Source organism: Caballeronia sp. EK, from assembly GCF_014384845.1.
Lineage (GTDB): Bacteria > Pseudomonadota > Gammaproteobacteria > Burkholderiales > Burkholderiaceae > Caballeronia > Caballeronia jiangsuensis.
The window spans coordinates 58,826-76,156 of sequence record NZ_JACSUE010000010.1; the positions used below are offsets into that span (position 1 = coordinate 58,826).

19 protein-coding genes and 2 pseudogenes are annotated in these 17,331 nt (G+C 62.6%); 7 read left to right on the forward strand and 14 right to left on the reverse strand.

Going from position 1 to position 17,331, the window contains the following annotated elements:
• Positions 1 to 683: 683 nt before the first annotated feature.
• From IAG25_RS27655 to IAG25_RS27670, 4 genes and pseudogenes are all read left to right on the forward strand, one after another.
• Positions 684 to 953: a hypothetical protein gene (locus IAG25_RS27655; RefSeq protein ID WP_187607672.1), complete on the forward strand. Its 270-nt coding sequence runs from the start codon at positions 684 to 686 to the stop codon at positions 951 to 953.
• 747 nt (positions 954 to 1,700) lie between these two features.
• Positions 1,701 to 1,988 carry a hypothetical protein gene (locus tag IAG25_RS27660; RefSeq protein WP_187607673.1) on the forward strand — a complete coding sequence of 96 codons (288 nt, stop codon included), beginning with the start codon at positions 1,701 to 1,703 and terminating at the stop codon, positions 1,986 to 1,988.
• Between the two features lie 144 nt (positions 1,989 to 2,132).
• A pseudogene (locus IAG25_RS27665) lies at positions 2,133 to 2,928 on the forward strand (IS5 family transposase).
• A 459-nt stretch (positions 2,929 to 3,387) separates the two neighbouring features.
• Positions 3,388 to 3,801 (forward strand): NUDIX hydrolase, encoded by a 414-nt coding sequence (locus tag IAG25_RS27670; RefSeq protein WP_187607857.1) that lies wholly within the window; start codon positions 3,388 to 3,390, stop codon positions 3,799 to 3,801.
• A gap of 116 nt (positions 3,802 to 3,917) precedes the next feature.
• Here the strand turns inward: IAG25_RS27670 and IAG25_RS27675 are convergent, their stop codons facing one another.
• The 3 genes from IAG25_RS27675 to IAG25_RS41555 form a co-directional block, all read right to left on the reverse strand.
• Positions 3,918 to 4,214, reverse strand: coding sequence for a DUF6723 family protein (locus tag IAG25_RS27675; protein WP_187607674.1), 297 nt, complete (start codon positions 4,212 to 4,214; stop codon positions 3,918 to 3,920).
• A gap of 232 nt (positions 4,215 to 4,446) precedes the next feature.
• A complete protein-coding gene (locus IAG25_RS42270) occupies positions 4,447 to 4,566 on the reverse strand; it encodes a hypothetical protein (protein ID WP_375336543.1) in 120 nt (39 codons plus the stop codon).
• 165 nt (positions 4,567 to 4,731) lie between these two features.
• Positions 4,732 to 5,034, reverse strand: coding sequence for a hypothetical protein (locus tag IAG25_RS41555; RefSeq protein WP_255503972.1), 303 nt, complete (start codon positions 5,032 to 5,034; stop codon positions 4,732 to 4,734).
• Positions 5,035 to 5,628: 594 nt separating this feature from the next.
• Here IAG25_RS41555 and IAG25_RS27685 point away from each other — a divergent pair.
• Positions 5,629 to 6,132: pseudogene (locus tag IAG25_RS27685) on the forward strand (ABC transporter permease subunit); the annotation flags it as partial.
• Positions 6,133 to 6,295: 163 nt separating this feature from the next.
• Here the strand turns inward: IAG25_RS27685 and IAG25_RS27690 are convergent.
• The 6 genes from IAG25_RS27690 to IAG25_RS27715 all read right to left on the reverse strand — a co-directional run bounded on the left by IAG25_RS27690 (position 6,296) and on the right by IAG25_RS27715 (position 10,365).
• Positions 6,296 to 6,448, reverse strand: coding sequence for a hypothetical protein (locus tag IAG25_RS27690; RefSeq protein WP_187607675.1), 153 nt, complete (start codon positions 6,446 to 6,448; stop codon positions 6,296 to 6,298).
• Between the two features lie 104 nt (positions 6,449 to 6,552).
• On the reverse strand, positions 6,553 to 7,680 hold the full coding sequence (gene ssuD, locus IAG25_RS27695; RefSeq protein ID WP_187607858.1) for an FMNH2-dependent alkanesulfonate monooxygenase: 1,128 nt from the start codon (positions 7,678 to 7,680) through the stop codon (positions 6,553 to 6,555).
• Between the two features lie 112 nt (positions 7,681 to 7,792).
• The gene (locus tag IAG25_RS27700) at positions 7,793 to 8,053 is read right to left on the reverse strand and encodes a hypothetical protein (RefSeq protein ID WP_187607676.1); all 261 of its coding nucleotides are present in this window, start codon (positions 8,051 to 8,053) and stop codon (positions 7,793 to 7,795) included.
• A 54-nt stretch (positions 8,054 to 8,107) separates the two neighbouring features.
• Positions 8,108 to 8,803, reverse strand: coding sequence for an amino acid ABC transporter permease (locus IAG25_RS27705; RefSeq protein ID WP_187607677.1), 696 nt, complete (start codon positions 8,801 to 8,803; stop codon positions 8,108 to 8,110).
• Positions 8,800 to 9,531, reverse strand: coding sequence for an amino acid ABC transporter permease (locus tag IAG25_RS27710; protein ID WP_062259333.1), 732 nt, complete (start codon positions 9,529 to 9,531; stop codon positions 8,800 to 8,802). Before IAG25_RS27710 ends, IAG25_RS27705 begins: the two co-directional genes overlap by 4 nt.
• A 12-nt stretch (positions 9,532 to 9,543) precedes the next feature.
• The gene (locus tag IAG25_RS27715) at positions 9,544 to 10,365 is read right to left on the reverse strand and encodes an ABC transporter substrate-binding protein (RefSeq protein WP_187607678.1); all 822 of its coding nucleotides are present in this window, start codon (positions 10,363 to 10,365) and stop codon (positions 9,544 to 9,546) included.
• Positions 10,366 to 10,900: 535 nt separating this feature from the next.
• Here IAG25_RS27715 and IAG25_RS42520 point away from each other — a divergent pair.
• A complete protein-coding gene (locus tag IAG25_RS42520) occupies positions 10,901 to 11,155 on the forward strand; it encodes an ABC transporter substrate-binding protein (protein ID WP_441301378.1) in 255 nt (84 codons plus the stop codon).
• 307 nt (positions 11,156 to 11,462) lie between these two features.
• Positions 11,463 to 11,642, forward strand: coding sequence for a hypothetical protein (locus IAG25_RS42525; RefSeq protein ID WP_441301379.1), 180 nt, complete (start codon positions 11,463 to 11,465; stop codon positions 11,640 to 11,642).
• Here IAG25_RS42525 and IAG25_RS27725 read toward each other — a convergent pair.
• The 5 genes from IAG25_RS27725 to IAG25_RS27745 form a co-directional block, all read right to left on the reverse strand.
• Positions 11,639 to 12,292 carry an RBBP9/YdeN family alpha/beta hydrolase gene (locus tag IAG25_RS27725; RefSeq protein WP_187607679.1) on the reverse strand — a complete coding sequence of 218 codons (654 nt, stop codon included), beginning with the start codon at positions 12,290 to 12,292 and terminating at the stop codon, positions 11,639 to 11,641. The two genes, IAG25_RS42525 and IAG25_RS27725, sit on opposite strands and share 4 nt — an antisense overlap.
• Before the next feature lie 141 nt (positions 12,293 to 12,433).
• Positions 12,434 to 13,636, reverse strand: coding sequence for an acyl-CoA dehydrogenase family protein (locus IAG25_RS27730; RefSeq protein WP_187607680.1), 1,203 nt, complete (start codon positions 13,634 to 13,636; stop codon positions 12,434 to 12,436).
• Between the two features lie 34 nt (positions 13,637 to 13,670).
• A complete protein-coding gene (locus IAG25_RS27735) occupies positions 13,671 to 15,359 on the reverse strand; it encodes an ABC transporter ATP-binding protein (protein ID WP_187607681.1) in 1,689 nt (562 codons plus the stop codon).
• 14 nt (positions 15,360 to 15,373) lie between these two features.
• Entirely contained in the window at positions 15,374 to 16,327 is a 954-nt protein-coding gene (locus tag IAG25_RS27740; RefSeq protein WP_187607682.1) for an ABC transporter permease, read from the reverse strand.
• 20 nt (positions 16,328 to 16,347) lie between these two features.
• On the reverse strand, positions 16,348 to 17,328 hold the full coding sequence (locus IAG25_RS27745) for an ABC transporter permease (RefSeq protein WP_187607683.1): 981 nt from the start codon (positions 17,326 to 17,328) through the stop codon (positions 16,348 to 16,350).
• Positions 17,329 to 17,331 lie beyond the last annotated feature (3 nt).

Consider the following 17,331-nt stretch of genomic DNA (forward strand, 5'->3'; position numbering starts at 1 on the left):
CGAAATTGCGAGCGAAAACTTGTCGTTCAAAATGCGCGGAGCTGCGAAGCCACGCATCAGACAATCGCGCTCCACGCGTTCTTTGCGCATTCGATCAACTCGACAGTCAGCGGATGCTCCCATGGCGCAAACCCCGTTGTCCAGGTAAAGCCGCCGGCTGCTCAAGCCACTTTGACCTTGTACCTCCACGGAAATGCCGGCTTGCGCCAGTCCCCCGATTGCGGGATCGGCAGCCCAAGGTTCTCGTGCAGCGTTCCGGTCCGTATAGTCCTTGCGGAACAGTCCGCGCCGCTGCAGTTCGGGCACAACCATAGGCAGGAAGTCCTCATACACGCCAGGCACGCGGGGTTCGGACACGCACCACATGGGCGCCCGCCGACGCAAGCGGTTCCAGCAGACTCTTGCCGCGACCGGTTGAATCCGCCCCGCTTTTGCGGACGTAGCATTTTTTGCCTGCAGCATCCCTCCCTGGTCTGCTCCAAACCCTATTAAATGCGACCTAGCGCACATACGCGAACTTTTGCTTCATTTGGCCCCCGCCCCGGCAAACGTTTTCCATTGTCGCGCTTGCTCCGACCTTTGAGTCCTCCCTCTAGGTTTAAAGGTACAAATATTGCGCTTCGTTGTAGCCCGCCACTAAAACCACCAATTGGCATTGGATGGCGCGGCTTACGGGGAAAGCATTGAAAAACACCAAGCAGTCGAAGCGAGCGACAGGGCTCGCCGACCGCGAACTCGCGCATCTCGAAGCGATGTTCAACGGACTCCATCAACGAATCGACGCATTCGCGCGCATGCCTGCTAACTACTGGGTCCAGCGCGTCAGGCGGATTGAAGACGAATATGCGCTTGTAGTCACCCAGCAGAAGCGTCTAACCATGCTGATGCGAAATCTTGAATGTCTAAGCTCCGAGCTCGAACCGACACCGGATCATACGGCCCTTGCGGCGTAAATCTGCCTAGCCTAGACTTTGTCGTGCCGTCGCGTGCGCTAAGTGCTTCGAGCACAAGAGTGCTGCAGTTCATCAGCGTGAGACGTTATTGGGCGTCGCACGCAACCAGCCGAAGATGCGCAACTTTGTCACGATCGCCTTTACACAATTCGACTTTCTCAGCAACGGCAGTGGGTTCTGCATTCGGCGACATATCGGCCCGCTGGATATGTCGTTGACGCGAGTTGCTTTTCTTTCGAAACCCCGGACGACGACAGAAATTTCATCGTCTTGCTGTGCGCTGCGAGCCCCGCCATGTAATTGCGGCCGCCAGCGACGTGACTGAAACCACCGTCGGCGAGCGTACGCACGATGCGCGCCGAATAACACCCTTGTTGCGGACAGAGCCGGTCAGCGCGCCCTTCTCGGCCGCATTGAAATACTCGCGAAGATACGCACGTGGATTTGCTTGAGGACAGGGCGGGTTGTTTTGCATTGCTTGGGCTTCTGAAAGGCCTTGCCCATTCGGGAGCAGCGCGCAAACGGTGGAATAGCGTGGGCTGACCGGCGCAGCCGGGGTCGAAGCATCCGAGACGGGATAATACGTTAAAGCTGGCGGCTTGCGTTGCGTCTCGTCTTCGAACGCTCGTGAGTCCATGCGGTCCCTCTCTCAACCGCGGTCGCCGGCTCCTCTTCGGCCGCATCCAACGGTTTCCAGCGGGTCGCTATCTGGCCGCGCGAGGCGACGAGCCCAGGAACACGGAATGCGTGAACTATGCAACGCTCGCCTATTGCAAGCGCGACCAAGACAAGGCACTCGATATGAACAGCAACGAATCCACCCCCGACCGTGCGAATAGGGCGCCTACACCCGACGCACCCCTAGTCGGCAAATCTGCGCAGAAGGAGCTAAGCCAAGGCACAAAAGACGTAATCGATAAAAAGCTCGATGAATTGAACGTCTCAAAGACCGAGTCGGGCAAGGACCAGACCGCGAAACCTGATACTGAAGGCTCCAATTCCTCAAGCAAGAACCTTGACGAAGAGCCGAGCTAGGTCAGCCGCCGCCGGAGCACCCCGTCGATTCCCGCTTAGCCCGAGGCCGATGCCTAAGAAGCCGTTGTGGAATTAGGAATAGAGCACTGTTAACTTTTCTTGTGAGTTGGTAGCTTCCTGGATTGTTTGCTCATGCAGGAAGCGATGACTAAAGAACTTATAGACGACGAACTGTGGTCATTCATCGAACCGCTGTTGCCTGTTCGGCCTTCGCGCAATCGGCGCCACGCTGGGCGCAAACCGATTGCAGATCGAGCGGTGCTCAACGGCATCATCTTTGTCCTGCGCTCGGGCACGGCGTGGAATCTGCTGCCGCAGGAGCTCGGTTGGGGCTCGGGCAGCGTGTGCTCGACGCATGGCAGAAGGCTGGTGTCTGGCAACGCATCCACGAAGCGTTGCTCGCCGAATTGCGCCGACGCGGCCAACTCGATCTGGAGCGCGCCATCGTCGACAGCTCTTCTATTCGCGCCGTATCGGCGGGAAAAAAACTGGTCCGAACCCCACGGACAGGCGCAAGCTCGGCAGCAAGCATCACCTTATTGTCGAGGCGCAAGGCATTCCGCTCGCAGTCATCCTGAGCGGCGCGAACTGTCACGACATCAAGCAACTGAATGCGCTGGTCGCGGCCATTCCGCCGATTCGCGGCAAACGAGGCCGACCATTGCGCAAACCCCGCATCGTTCAAGGCGACCGAGGGTACAGTTCCAATAAGCACCGGCAGGCATTGCGCAAGCAAGGCATCGTGCCAGAACTCGCCCGTATCGGCGCACCGCACGGTAGCGGTCTGGGCAAAACGCGCTGGGTCGTCGAGCGCTCGATTGCCTGGTTGCATAACTTTCGACGCCTGAAGATTCGTTATGAACGATATGACTATATTCACGAAGCTTTCCTTTCGCTCGCGTGCGCGCTGATTTGCTGGAACCGGCTTAAGAATTCATGAACTTAATTCTGCAACAGCTTCTAAGTGTGACTACGTGCAGCGAGGCCGTGCCCTTACGGCGCCGAGGAGTTGGGATACCTCCACCCGCATGTACCAGGGCCCCAAGCGAAGTGATAAACCCAGAGGATCCAACCGCGGCCACCGATCCGCCAACGGCAGGGAACTCGATCGGTAGGAAAGCTCTCGAGGTCGCGGTGCCGAGTGTAGACGGCTCCGTCGAAAAGCCAGAGCAACGCCAAGACGCGGGTAGGCAGGGATAAAAGGCAGGCCGTGCCGAGTATGATGGCCGACAAGCAGATTTCGACGCCCGAACGCGACTTCATCACGGAGCTCGCGAAAGAACCTCAGAAGTCTATAGACTATATCATTCATAATTTAGCCGCCCGTCATTAATGGCCCCGCTTGGGTTGGCAATGACGAGTGAAAAACGGCCTGCACGTCCAACTGAACGCTGAGTCTATGAAACGCAGAGCGACGGTCATTTGTGAGCGCGACGGACGGGTTCTTCTCGTCGCACGAGAACGAGGTCGGTGGGCCTTTCCCGGCGGCCGAGTCAAGCCGAGTGAGGAGCTTACTGACGCAGCCGTCCGCGAGCTGAGGGAAGAGACTGGGCTCGATGCTGTACATGTTCGATATGCGTTTCAGTTTCGCGGCTTGCAGACTCGTCACTTTGTGTTCCTCGTGAGCGTTGGTCCTGAGGCGGAGCCAGTGCCTGCGAACGAAATTGCACGATGCAAATGGTGCCGTCTAGAGGAGCTACGTCGCATTGAGGCGAGCATTCCAACCAAGGGGATTGCGGAGATTTTCCTGAGGCAGGCGCAGACCAGCCGTCGCATTACGCTCAGGGAAGCCCTCGAAACGATCAGCGCGTAGCTGAATCTTCTAACCATGACCACAGGCGAAGATGAAGGCCGATTGCCAGGCTGGCGTCGTACCCAAACGCGACGGATAAAACGAGGAGCAGGCGCTTGCTCTGGTTGCAACGGAACCTATAGTTCTGGAGTTCGCAGGTCCCCATGCACAATGTCGCCGCCTCGCTGAACCGCTGCTGCTCGAGCTGCGGCTTGGGTGGAGAAGGGACCGATTTCATCAGCGCCGTCAAAAGGATAGAGCAGACGTGCATCGGTCAGTCGCACGACTTTTAGCACACCGACAAAGCCCGTAAGGTGCGGCCGATACGAGGCATAGACGGAGTAGTCTTCCTCACTCTTTCCGGCGACCGGGGTAACTACTGGACGGCTGGCAAATAAAACAACTTTTGCTCGCCGAGACGATGTTTTTTCCATAGCGAGGCTCCGAAAATTATGGAGCAACCGCAGGGTTCGTACCCGTAGGGTTTTAAATCCTTAAGACTATTGATTGATCTCACCGAGAAAAAGCGCAATGAAAACCTGTCAGCGGGCCCGCGCTTTTGCTGCGCAAGAAGGAACGGAAACGCCGCCTCGAAAGGGCGTTCAGGTTGGCCTAGCCGTCTTCGCTGATACCCAATGTGTGGGGAGGCATGCCGTGGCCATGAGCTCAATTGCTCAAACGTCGATAGGCGTTTGAATGTCTAATTAGACCGCGGCGGCCGCCGCCCTTGTCTAACAAGATGGCGAGATTGTGATGGGCGTCGGCGTAGTCCGGATCTAGCGCCAAGCACTGCTCAGAGCACTCCTTGCGTCATCAAGTCGCCCCCATCGTGTCGAGCGCCACCGCACAATTGAAATGCAGCAATGCATCGTCCGGGAGATGCTCAAGCACTTGGTCGAACACGCGCAGCGCCTCACGGCATTATTCAGCCAATTCGTATCGTTCCTGTGCCTAAGCAGTTGCCGAGCTTTTGCGCTCAGGCGTCGCGTCAAACAGCACTACATCGCCTCCGACCGTGGCTACTTCGAAGTCGAGCAGCATCTGACCTGTTACCGCGTCCCACCGCGACGGCCCCGTCTTGACGACAATCGCGTCTCGTTCGGCAGCGATGCGGATGCCGGACAATGGAAGCTCGTCAGGAAGCTCGCGCTTGAGTCGGTCGAGCGCCTCCCACAGCTTACGCGGCGTGGTCTTCGCCGTCCGCAACTGCAATACCGTGCGCAAAAGGACGCCGTCTTGGAACGTGAAGCGCAACGCGTTGCGAGGTCCTCGAGTAGGCGTCACAAGACCTAACTCGATGAGGCCATCGACGACACCTCGCGACACGCCAAGACGCGGTCTTTCGCTTGTCCGTCGGCTTTGCCTTCTCGCCGCTCTTCGCGAGAGTGACATAAGCTCCGCTCGCGGGCGCTTCATGATTGCCCGGACCTTGAAGGGCGAGGCGGTCGGTTGTGGCGCTTTCAAGCGGCTCGATTTCGGCGTCGCTGAGCTTGTCGCTATAGTCGAATGGATAACGCCGCATCGGACGCGCCGTACTGACGGCATTGGAGTCGAATGCCGCGATAGCCGGCTATCACATGGTCATCGACGATGTTTCAAGAACGGACCGATTGGGAAAGCGGTGCTTCTGGCGCATGGGATTCGAACCGGCATTTTCCGCCGACGCAAGCCACAAGACGAGGGAAAGCCTACTCGAGAAAAGGTGGCGTAGCGACCTAGCACCGCGTGGAGCCATCCCAGATGACACGTTCTGGCCGAGTCGGACCAACCTAGGTCGGCTATCAATCTCCTTAAACAGGTGCAGGCGGTCGCGCAGGAATCCGGCGCGACCGCCGCCGACGTTCCCGCATTCTGATGGGCGTGAGCCGCATCGCGCGCGGCGTGCTCGATCCGCCGCTGGAGTTCTATCGGCCGCTGCCGCCGCTCGCGTATCTGCCGCTCGTCGTCATCTACTTCGGTATCGACGAGAGCGTGAAGATCGTCGCGATCTGGCTCGCCTGTTTCGCGCCGATCGCGATGGCCGCGCGCGCCGGCGTGAAGAGCGCGACCACCGAGCAGGTGAACGCGGCGTGGTCGCTCGGCGCGAACTTCCGGCAGATCGTGTGGCACGTCGTGCTGCCCGAGATACTGACGGGCCTGCAGATCGCCGCGGGCTTCGGGTGGACCACGCTCGCCGCCGCCGAGATGGTCGCCGCCAGCACCGGCCTCGGGCAGACGGTGCTCAACGCATCGAGCTTTCTGCGCACCGACGTGGTAGTGATGGGCATCGTGCTGATCGGCGCGATTGCGTCGATCTTCGACTTCGGCATGCGGGCGCTGGAGCGGCGGCTGGTGCCGTGGAAGGGGCACTGAGGCGCGCTCGGGTCATTCGCTATGCGCTCACGCCCACGACGGCTCGCAGAATGACCGGCTGGCCGCCGCTCGACGAGAGCGAGGTGATGGATCGTCGGAACAGGCAGGCGGGTGCGCCGGTCACGCATGACCGGGAAGTGGATTACGCGGAACGGAACCGGCGCTACTTGCGTCGTGTCGCGCGAAGGATTTCGCGGCCGGCATACGCCGACATGAAGACGCCCACGAGCAAGGCCGCGACGCCGAGCGACTCGTCGGCCGTGTCGGTAAAGGAGAATACGCCGCGACACCACGGCGCCACGCCGATCGCCGTCATGATCCAAGCCGAATGCCAGCCCCCAGGCGGGGCCGCTCGTCGACGAGGCGCTCCCGTGAGCCATCTTCATCCGATCCTCCCTGGCGACGGCGCTCGCCGTTTTCTCAGCGCGGGCTGTGACCCGCGCGCATATCAAACGCACCGCCCGTCTGCCGCTCGCCGGTCGTCACGCGGCTCTTGCCCGGCAGAAGCGGAAACACGAGTTCCGCGAAGCGATACGCTTCTTCCAGATGCGGATAGCCCGACAGCACGAAACTGTCCGCGCCCGCCTCCGCATATTCCTGCAGGCGGGTCGCCACTGTCTGTGCGTCGCCGACCAGTGCCGTACCGGCGCCGCCGCGCACGAGCCCGACGCCCGCCCACAGGTTCGGGCTGATCTCAAGCTGGTCGCGCCGTCCACCGTGCAGCTCGGCCATGCGGCGTTGCCCGACCGAGTCCATCTTCGCGAAATTCTGCTGCGATTGCGCGATGTCCTCGTCGGTGAGGCGGCTGATCAGCGAGTCGGCGGCGGCCCAGGCTTCCTCATTCGTCTCGCGCACGATGACGTGTAGTCGCACGCCGAAGCGCACGGTGCGTCCACGGCGTGCGGCGCGCTCGCGCACATCGTCGAACTTCGCGGCGACGGCGGCGGGCGGCTCGCCCCACGTGAGGTACGTATCGACGTGTTCGGCTGCAATTTCGTGGGCAGCCTCGGAGGAACCGCCGAAATAAAGCGGCGGATAGGGCTTCTGCACGGGTTCATGAAAGTTCTTTGCGCCTCTCACGCGAACGTGCTTGCCGTCGAAATCGATCGCCTCGCCGGTGAAGAGTTGCCGCCACACGCGGAGGAATTCGTCCGCGTATTCGTAGCGCTGCTCGTGATCGAGAAAGACGCCGTCTGCGGCGAGTTCCGTCGCATCGCCGCCGGGGACCACGTTGAGCAGCAGCCGGCCGCCCAGGGCTTCGTCGAGCGTGGCGGCCTGACGCGCCGACGCGGTGACGTTGCCGAGCGAGGTGCGCAGCGCGACCAGCAACTTGATGCGGCGCGTGACCGGCGCGAGACTCGCCGCGGTCACCCATGGATCGAGGCAACTGCTGCCCGTCGGAATCAGCAGGCCGTCGTAGCCCAGCTCATCGGCGGCGACGGCGATCTGCCGCATGTAAGCGTTGGTCGGTGCACGGCCGAAGTCGGACACGCCGAGGTAGCGTGTGTCGCCCGAGGTGGGCAGGAACCAGAATAGATCGACACTCATCATGCACTCCGAGGCAGCATTCGCGCAGAGTCTAGCGACGCGCGCATGACGGGCTAACTATCGAATGCAGCTATGGATATGCCTGATGTGGTTAAGGTGCGTCCCGGCGCGTTCAGAAAGGTGGAGGCTCGACCGGTGGCTGGAAAAGATCGACGGCGTTGCCCATGTTGAAGTATCCGGCTTGCGCGAAGAGCGCGATGTGTTCGAGACGCTCGGCGCGGCTCGCATCATCGTCGCCGAGCGTGCCCGAACGCGGCGCTTCGCACGCGCAGGCGTTCATCGCGCGTCTGGCTTCGCGCAGAAAACGGCGCTCGCTCGACTGGTCGAAGTTGTTGGAGAGAATGCGCCAGTAATGCGTCAGGAGAAGCACCATGACTCGCTACCTTCGAATGACGATGACTTTCAATCTAGGCCCGCGCGACACATTTCACAAACGAGCTTTTCTGCGATGCATCGCAGGCGAAAGCACCACATGTGCAAGCCCTTGCAGCGCGCCGCACAGCATTAGGTAGACGAAGCCGACGAAGAGGAAGATCTGCGCCGGATAGACCATCAACCGGTTGTTGAGCTGATTTGCGAGGAACGTGAATTCCGGCACGCCGACGATATAAGCAAGCGACGTGTCCTTGATGAGCGACACCCATTGATTGACGAACGACGGCATCATGACTCGCACGGCCTGCGGCAGAACGACTTCGCGCAGCGCCTGCCAACGCGTGAGGCCAAGCGACATCGCCGCCTGCCACTGCCCATCGCCGATCGACACGATGCCCGCGTGGACCGAATGCGACAGATACGCGCCGCCGATCAGCGCGAGCGCGCACACGACGGTCACGAGGCCTGGCACGTTCACATGCAGCAAAATCGGCATCAGGAAGAAGGTCCAGAAGATCAGCATAAGCACGGGGATCGCGCGAAAGAACGCGACGAGCGCAGTGAGAAGGATCTGCGCGACGCCGCGTGTCATCGCGAGCGCGATGCCGCCCCCGAGTCCAATGATCACTGCGAGAACCGCGGAGGCGACGGAGAGCGCGAGCGTCAGCGCAACGCCGCCGAGCGGCCCGGAAGGAAACGCGCCCAGCAAGAGATAGCGCAGCGACGCGAGCCAGTCGACCTCGTTCATGCGTGAACTCGCCGCAACGCGCGCACGCCGGTGCGCTGCCACACGACCAGCGCCGCTTCGATAACCGCAATGGTCAGCACATAGAACACAGTGGCGGTGCCGAATGCCTGAAACGTTCTGAACGATTCGGTATCGACTTGACGCGACATGTACGACAGCTCCGCAACGCCTATGGCCATCGTCAGCGACGAGTTCTTCACCACGTTCATGTATTGCCCGGCGAGCGGGGGCGTCGCAATGCGCAGCGCCTGCGGCAGGATCACGTAGCGCAGGACAGCGTAGCGGCTCATGCCGAGGGCTGCCGCCGCCTGCTCCTGCGCGGCGCTCACGCCACGCATGCCGGCACGAAACTCCTCGCCGATGAACGCCGTGGTGTAGCAGGTCAATCCGATCCAGCCCGCGAACACCTCGAAACTCGGCCAACGCAAGGCGAATGGTCCGAGCATAGCGGCATGCGGCGTGTTGAGCCACGTCATCCATTCGGAAGGCAGCAACACGGCCGCCCCGAAATACCAGAACAGCAACTGCACGAGCAGCGGCGAATTGCGAAAGACGAAAACATACGATGCCGCGACGCGTGCGAGCGCCGCATTGCTCGACGTGCGCGCAACGGCCAGCGCGAAGCCGAGCAGCGTCGCGCAGATCGCCGCGCACGCGGACAGCATCAGCGTGACGGCGAAACCCTGCTCCAGCCACGCAAGATATTTCGGGTCGAGCCAGCTATGCATGATCGACGGCGATCAACCGTTCTTTTGCGGATCGCCGATCTTGAAGAGGCGCGGCAGCGGCGCCGCGCTCTTCGGGCCGAACCACCTGTCGTAAATGCGCGAGGCATCGCCATCCGCTTCGAGCTTCGTAAGCGTGCCGTTCACGGCGTTGAGCAGGCGCGTCTCGCCCTTCGGCACGCCGACGCCTTCGTAATCGTTCGAGATCGTGAAGGCGGGAATCTCGTAGCTGGCCTTGTCCGGCACGCGCGCAAGCAGGGCCACCAGCTTCGGTCCGTCCTGCGTGATCGCCTGAACGTTGCCCGTGCGCAGCGCGGCAAATGCGAACGGCGTGTCGTCGTAGGCGACGATGGTCGCGTTCGGGAATTTCGCGCGCACCTGCTGTTCGTTGGTCGTTCCCTTGTCCGCGCCGATGCGGAGGCTGTTGATCTGATCGGGCGATTTCAGCACGCCCTTCTTCGCGATGAACTGCGTGCCCGATGCGAAGTACGGCGTGCTGAAATCGACTTCCTTTTTACGCTCGTCGGTGATCGTGAAGTTGGCGAAGACGAGATCGACCTTGCCCGACTTCAGGAACGCGATGCGATTGGCCGGATTGGTCGGCTGCACTTCCAGCTTGACGCCCAGGCTCTTCGCCACGGCGCGCGCATAGTCGACATCGAGACCGACGATCTGATTGTCCTTCGGATCGACGAAGCCGAACGGCGGATTGCTGTCGAACGCCGCGACGCGCAGCACGCCGGCTTTCTTGATGTCGTCGAGCCTATCCGCATGCGCGGCATTCGAAGCCACTGCCAGCAGTGCCGCGAGCACCGCGCCCCAGGTCTTGATTTTCATTGTTGAATTCCTTGTTCGTTGCGCCGGTGCGCGTCGCTGAGCGTCGGCACGAAGGCGAGGCTGGCACTCTATCGGTGTGGCCGCTGCGATGGAACGAAGTTTTTGTCACGAAGAAAGCAGGCATGGCGATTTGGCGCGACACCCGGATCGGCGTCACGCGCACACGAATATGAAGCAAGTTGCGATAGCGTTATGTGCATCGCTACGTTGGTCGGAAGGGGCGCTCGTCTTAGCATCTGAAGCTTTCGCAAATCAGAGCTTCAGCCATGTCGAGAATGAAAATCACCGATCGTCGCGCTTTTCTGTCCTTTCAGCGCGCGCCGCAACGGGCGCCGCCGCCCTCGCAGTCATGCCCGCATCGTTCGCGCAGCAAGCCGTGCAAACGCAGCCGCGCGTGTTGCGCATCGGAAATTAGAAGGGCTATCTGAACCTACTCAAGGGGCGCGGAACACTGGAGACGCGCCTGGCTCCGCTCGACGTATCCGTAAGCTGGACGGACTTCTCCGCCGGTCCAGTGCAGCTCGAAGCGCGCTCAATGGGCTCGATCGATTTCGGCGACGTGGGCAAAGCGCCGCCGATTTTCGCGCAGGCCGCCGGCGCGCCCCTCGCCTACGTCGCCGCGACGCCGACGCGCCCGAACTCCGAAGCCGTGCTCGTGCCGGCGCAATCGTCGGTCAAAACGGTGGCGGATCTGAGGGGCAAGCGCATCGCACTGAACAAGGGCAGCAATGTCCAATACTTTCTCGTGAAGCTGCTGCGCCAGCATGGCCTTCAGTATCGCGACGTTTAACTCGCCTATCTCGCGCCCGTCGATGCGCGCGCCGCCTTCGAGCGCGGCTCGATCGACGCCTGGGTCGTCTGGGATCCGTATTTCCTCGCCTCGCAGCAGTCGCTGAATGCGCCCGTCGTAGCGGACTCGAACGCCGTCGTGGGCAACCGTGCTTATTACTTCTTGTCGAAAAACTATGTGGCGAAGAATGCCGACGTGATCCGCATCGTCATCGAGGAGATCAAGGCGGTCGATCAATGGGTCCAAGCAGCATCCGGACGAACTCGCGCGCCTATGGGGCCTGCCCAAACCCGTCGTCGAGCTCGCGGTGAGCCGGCAGGTGTTCGGAACCGAAGCCATTACGCGGGCGATCATCGCGGAGCAGCAGCTGATCGCCCACACCTTCGTCGAGCTCGGGCTGAAAAAACGTCGACGTGCTGAGGGCCGCGCCGCCAGGTCTCGCCTGACTTCCAGGGCCATCGCGGGCGCCGCCGGCCGCACGCTTTAACTGCAGGCTCGCCGCGGCAACGCGCCGCCTTCCTCTTCGTCACGCGCATTCACGCGCCGCGCGAGCGTCTCGATGAAGTGCCGCGCCAGCGGCCATGGACCGAAACCCGCCGAGACGTCGACATGCCCCGCATCGCCGAGATTGACGAACGCACTGTTCCAGCGCTGCGCCAACATGCGTGCTTCGTCGATCGGCTGCCAAGGATCCGTGGTGCTGCCGACTACGAGCGATGGCACGCCGAGTCTGCGCGCGTCGAAAGCACCGGCGAAGCGCAACCGTGCCGGGCTCGCCGGTGCGACCAGCAGCACGCCGAGCACTTCAACATCGAGCGGGTTGAATAGGCCATGCGCCGGACGATCGGAGCGGGTCAGCGCATGCGCGGCCGCGAGACATCCGAAGCCGTGCGTGGCGAGCACGACTGGACCGCTCACGTCCGCCAGGGTGCCGCGCACTGCACCGCTCCAGGTGTCGAGATGCGGCGCATCCCAGTCCTGCTGCTCGACGCGCTGCGCGCCGGGCATCTGACGCTCGAGCCAGCTCTGCCAATGCGCTCCCTCACTGCCGTGCAGGTCCGGAACCGTCACGAGCGTGACGGGTGGCGGCGCTGCGACGACCCGCCCTTCCGTGCACCACGCGGTGCGTTCGGTCATGTTCGACTCTCTCCGTCACTCGAGGATTCAGTGGAAACTTCATTCTCGCCGCAGGTCGCTTCGCGCATAACCAATATTTGATCATTTGTTTATCGGCCGTTTAAAGGCGCTAGGCGAGGATGACGCGCTCGGCGCAGATCCTCAAAACACACGCCCTTCCGTCAGATGCGTCGTCACGCCGTTAAGCGCGTAATCGCCGATCACGCGCGCCTTGTGCAGCAGCGGGTTGTGGCTAAAGATCGTGCGTAGATTGCGCCAGTGACGATCGAAGTTATGCGCGCGTGCCGTCGCCGATGCGCCGCCCGCCTCGAACATGCGCTCCGCGGCGCCGAGCGCGAGCTTGCTGACGACGATCTGCGTGCGCGCCGTCGCGAGTGCGCCTTCGAGCACGAGCGCGTCGGCATTCGCGTCGCCGTTGCGGATTGCCTGGGACGATCGTTCGAGCACGCGCGCGTTGTCGCGCACGAGCACATCGATCGCATGACTGTTCGCGCTCAGTTCGCCTACGACCTGCTGAATGAACGCATCTTCGCGCGCAGACGGGGCCGCGCTGTGCAGCACGGGCCGCCCGTGCTTCAGCACATAGCGCTGCGCATCCGCGACTACGTTGCGCACAATGCCCGCCGCCACCGCCACCAGATGCAACTGACGCAGCGCGCCGCCGTGGCGACCCGTGAGCGTCGTCTGCACGCGCGGCGTGACTTCGTCGGCGTACACGATGAGATCGTTGAACTCGAGACTGCCGCTCGCGGTCATGCGCTGCCCCATGCCGTCCCAGTCGTCGAGCACATGCAGCCCTTCGCGTCTAACCGGCACGACCGCTATCGCTGCTTCGCCGTGCTCGTCCTGAACGTTCAGGCGCGCGTAATCGGAGAACGCGGTGCCCGTCGCGTAGTACTTGCGACCGCTGAGACGGAAGTGATCGCCGTCGCGCCGGAGTTGCGTCGTGATTTCCCCGGGACGTGATGTTCCCGCTTCGGTCGATGCGCCGCCAAAGATCGCTCCTTCTGCCACACGCTTGATCTGCAATGCATTGAACGGCGTGCGCGGCGATAGCAACAGCGCTTCTGTCTGGTCGAAATGAATGCGCAACGCGTGTGCGACGTTGCTTTCGTGCGCGGCAAGCGTTGCGACCACTTCGAAGACGTTTTCCAGCGAGCCGCCGAGTCCGCCCCATTCGAGGGGAAAGCGCAATGTGCCGAGTCCCGACCGGCGAAACAGCGTAAAGGCCTCGAACGGCAGTTCGCGGCGCGCCTCGCGTGCAGCCGCTTCTTCGCCGATGGACTCTGCCAATTCCGGCAATGCGGCGAGCGCGGCTTCGAGTTTCTGATTTCTATCCGACATATGACGTGACGTTCCTATGGTCTTAATGCGTGCTCTACGCGGCTTGCGCGTCGAATCGTTTGCCGGGAATCGCATCGAGCAGCGTGCGCGTGTACGCATGCTTCGGCGCGCGCCATATCTCGCGATGATCTCCGCTGTCGACGATGCGCCCGCCATGCATCACATGGACGCGGTCGGCGATATACCGCACCACCGAAAGATCGTGCGAGATGAAGAGATACGCGAGCCGGAGGTCGCGCTTCAGCTCGACGAGCAGATTGAGTATCTGCGCCTGAATGGACACATCGAGCGAGGAGACGGGCTCGTCGCAGATCAGAAGCGCGGGCTCGAGCACGAGCGCGCGCGCAATGCCGATGCGCTGCCGTTGACCGCCCGAAAATTCGTGCGGATAGCGATTAAGTGCGGCGCTTGGCAAGCCGACGCGATCAAGCATCGCGCTCGCGCGTCTGCGGCGTTCGCGCGCATCGGCGATGCCGTTCACAATCATCACCGTATCGAGAATGTCGCCGACGCTGCGGCGCGGATTCAGCGACGCATACGGGTCCTGAAACACCATCTGCACCTGCGTCCGCAGCGGGCGCAACGCGCGTTCGCTCAAAGGCGCGAGATCGACACCGCGCAGGCGGATTGCACCACTCGACGCAGGCACGAGACGCAGGATCGCTTTCGAAAGCGTCGACTTTCCGCAGCCGGATTCGCCGACGAGGCCCACAGTTTCGCCACGCGCGATATCGAACGACACGTTATCGACGGCGCGCAGTGCGCCCTTGCCATGCCGACGCGCATAATCGACTGACAGATGTTGCACCGAGAGCAGCGGCGCATCGTCGTCGAATGACGTTTCCGGCGCGCTGACAGGCGCAAGCGGCGTCACGTTGAACGCGGGCTTGCCATCGGCGCCCTGCGCGTGACGAATCTCTGGCAGCTTCCAGTCGCGGTAATGCAACTCCGTCGCCACGTTCAACGATGCGCCCAGCAGCCCGCGCGTGTAGGCATGCCGCGGCCGCTCGAAGAGTTCGCGCACCGGCGCTTCCTCGACCTTTTCGCCCGCGAGCATCACGGCGACGCGATCCGCGTGCTCCGCGACGACGCCGAGATCGTGCGTGATGAGCAGCAGTGACATCGAAAGATTGCGCCGTAACTCCGCGAGCAGTTCGAGAATACGCGCCTGAATGGTGACGTCGAGCGCGGTGGTCGGTTCATCCGCGATCAGCAGACGCGGGCGGCATGCCACGGCCATCGCGATCATCACGCGCTGGCGCTGTCCGCCGGACAACTCGTGCGGATAGTCGAATACGCGCCGATGCGGCTCCGGAATTTGCACGAGATCGAGCAGTTCGACAGCGCGCTTCATCGCCGAGCGCTTCGACAGCGCTTCGTGCCGCCGCAGGGTCTCGACAATTTGCGCGCCGACCGTGAGCACCGGATTGAGCGATGTCATCGGCTCCTGAAAGATCATCGAAATCTCGCTGCCGCGGACATCGCGCATTTCACGCGGGCTCAGCGCGAGCACGTCTCGTCCGTCGAAGCGGACGCTGCCCGTCACGCGGCCCGACTCCGGCACGAGCCGCATGAGCGAGAGAGCGGTCGCGGATTTGCCGCAGCCGGACTCGCCGACGAGCGCGAGCGTCTCGCCCTCGGCGATGTCGAGATCGATGCCGCGCACCGCGCGATGCGCGCCGAAACTCACGCGCAGATCGCGCACTTCAAGAAGATTCGCCACGGACAGGTCTCGGGTCAGGAACGTTCCCGCATGCGCGGGTTGAGTGCGTCGTTAAGGCCGTCGCCAAGCAGATTGAGCGCGAGCACCGCAAGCACGATCGCTGCGCCCGGCACGGCGGTCAGATACCACGCCGTGCGCAACGAATCGCGCCCCGCGCCGATCATGCCGCCCCACGTGACGACATTCGGGTCGCCCATGCCGAGGAACGAGAGCGAAGACTCGATCAGAATCGCGCTCGCGACCATCACCGATGCGGTCACGATCACCGGCGGCAGCGCGTTCGGCAGAATCTCGCCAAAGATGATGCGCGCATCGGAAAAGCCTTGACTGCGCGCGGCGAGCACGAAGTCGGACGAACGCAGCGTGCGGAATTCAGCGCGCACGATCCGCGCGACCGTCGGCCACGAAGCGATGCCGATGGCCAGCGCGATCACCGTCACGCTCGGCCGCCCGATCGCGACGATCACGATCACGAGCAGAAACGACGGCACGGTTTGAAAAAGCTCGGTGACCCGCACGAGAAGATCGTCGATCACGCCGCCGAAGAAGCCACCGATCGCACCGACGAGGGTGCCGATGACGAGCCCGATCCCCGCCGCCGATGCGCCGATCAGGAGCGACACGCGTGTGCCGTGCGCGATGCCGGCGGCGACGTCGCGGCCGAGCGAATCGGTGCCGAGGCGGTATAGCGGATCGCTGCCGGGCCATTCGAACGGCGCGGCGACCATATCGAGCGGATCGCCGGGGAAGAAATGCGGCGCACATAGCGCAAACGCGATGAACGCAGTCAGCAGGACGATGCCCGCGAGCGCGGACGGATTGCGCAGCAGCGCGCGCCACACGCCGCGCGAGGCGCGGGCGTAGGGAGCAGTTTGAGCGCGCCGCGCGCCTAACAGCGCGCCGGCGAGCTGACGTCGCCAGGCGGAGCCGTGGCCGGATGAAGCGAGTTCGGGGGAATCGGAAGCCATGGGTTTTCAGGTTCGATGAGTCAGACAATGCGTGGATCGAGCCACGCCTGCAGCAGATCGACCGCCACATTGGCGACGATTACAAGCAGCGACGAAAGCAGCAGCACGCCGAGCAGCACGCTGAAATCGCGCGCCATGACGGCATCGAGTGCGAGACGCCCGAGGCCCGGCCAGCTAAACACGGTCTCCGTCACCGCCGCGCCGCCGAGCAGCGTGCCGAAGTGAATGCCGACCATAGTCGTGAGCGGCATCAGCGCGTTGCGAAGCACATGTCGCACGGTAACGCGCAGCGGATGCAGGCCCTTCGCATGCGCGGTACGCACGAAATCCTGGCGCTTCACTTCGAGCATCGCGGCGCGCGTGAGACGCGCATAGATCGCGACGAAGAAAGTGGCGAGCGTCACGGCTGGCAGCAGCACATGCTTCGCGACATCGGCGGCATACGCGAAGCCGTGCAACGACGCGCCAACGGTAATATCGCCGCCGCTCGGCAGCCAGCCGAGATGCACCGAGAACAGCACGATAGCGAGCAGGCCGATCCAGAAGCCCGGCGTCGAATACAGCAGAAGCGCGAGCACAGACAGCACGCGATCCGGCCACTTGCCCGCCCAATGCGCCATGACCGCACCGAGCACGATGCCCGCGACGATCGCGAGGGAGAGCGCCGTGCCCATCAACAGCAAGGTGTTCGGCAGACGCGACAGAATGAGCTGCATGACGGGCGCGTCGTAACGCGGCGAATAGCCGAGACTGCCGTGCGCGAGATGCGACAGATACGCGCCGAGCTGATGCAGCACCGGTTGATCGAGGCCGAACTTCGCGCGCAACGCCTGCAGCGTTTCGACCGTCGCGGAGCCGGCTTCGCCCGCGAGAACGTCGGCGGCGTCGCCGGGCATCAGCTTCAGCAGAAAGAAGTTCAGGACCACGATGGCGAGCATCGTCGGCAGGGCTTGCCATGCGGTGCGCCGCGCGATGGCGGCGAAGCGCGTGCGTCGGTTCATCGG

Bases quoted from the DNA above. Each gene is read 5' to 3' on its own strand.
- IAG25_RS27670 (WP_187607857.1), top strand. From the start codon at position 3,388: ATGAAACGCAGAGCGACGGTCATTTGTGAGCGCGACGGACGGGTTCTT.
- IAG25_RS27675 (WP_187607674.1), bottom strand. From the start codon at position 4,214: ATGGAAAAAACATCGTCTCGGCGAGCAAAAGTTGTTTTATTTGCCAGC.
- IAG25_RS27690 (WP_187607675.1), bottom strand. From the start codon at position 6,448: ATGACGGCGATCGGCGTGGCGCCGTGGTGTCGCGGCGTATTCTCCTTT.
- ssuD (WP_187607858.1), bottom strand. From the start codon at position 7,680: ATGAGTGTCGATCTATTCTGGTTCCTGCCCACCTCGGGCGACACACGC.
- IAG25_RS27700 (WP_187607676.1), bottom strand. From the start codon at position 8,053: ATGGTGCTTCTCCTGACGCATTACTGGCGCATTCTCTCCAACAACTTC.
- IAG25_RS27705 (WP_187607677.1), bottom strand. From the start codon at position 8,803: ATGAACGAGGTCGACTGGCTCGCGTCGCTGCGCTATCTCTTGCTGGGC.
- IAG25_RS27710 (WP_062259333.1), bottom strand. From the start codon at position 9,531: ATGCATAGCTGGCTCGACCCGAAATATCTTGCGTGGCTGGAGCAGGGT.
- IAG25_RS27715 (WP_187607678.1), bottom strand. From the start codon at position 10,365: ATGAAAATCAAGACCTGGGGCGCGGTGCTCGCGGCACTGCTGGCAGTG.
- IAG25_RS42520 (WP_441301378.1), top strand. From the start codon at position 10,901: ATGGGCTCGATCGATTTCGGCGACGTGGGCAAAGCGCCGCCGATTTTC.
- IAG25_RS27725 (WP_187607679.1), bottom strand. From the start codon at position 12,292: ATGACCGAACGCACCGCGTGGTGCACGGAAGGGCGGGTCGTCGCAGCG.
- IAG25_RS27730 (WP_187607680.1), bottom strand. From the start codon at position 13,636: ATGTCGGATAGAAATCAGAAACTCGAAGCCGCGCTCGCCGCATTGCCG.
- IAG25_RS27740 (WP_187607682.1), bottom strand. From the start codon at position 16,327: ATGGCTTCCGATTCCCCCGAACTCGCTTCATCCGGCCACGGCTCCGCC.
- IAG25_RS27745 (WP_187607683.1), bottom strand. From the start codon at position 17,328: ATGAACCGACGCACGCGCTTCGCCGCCATCGCGCGGCGCACCGCATGG.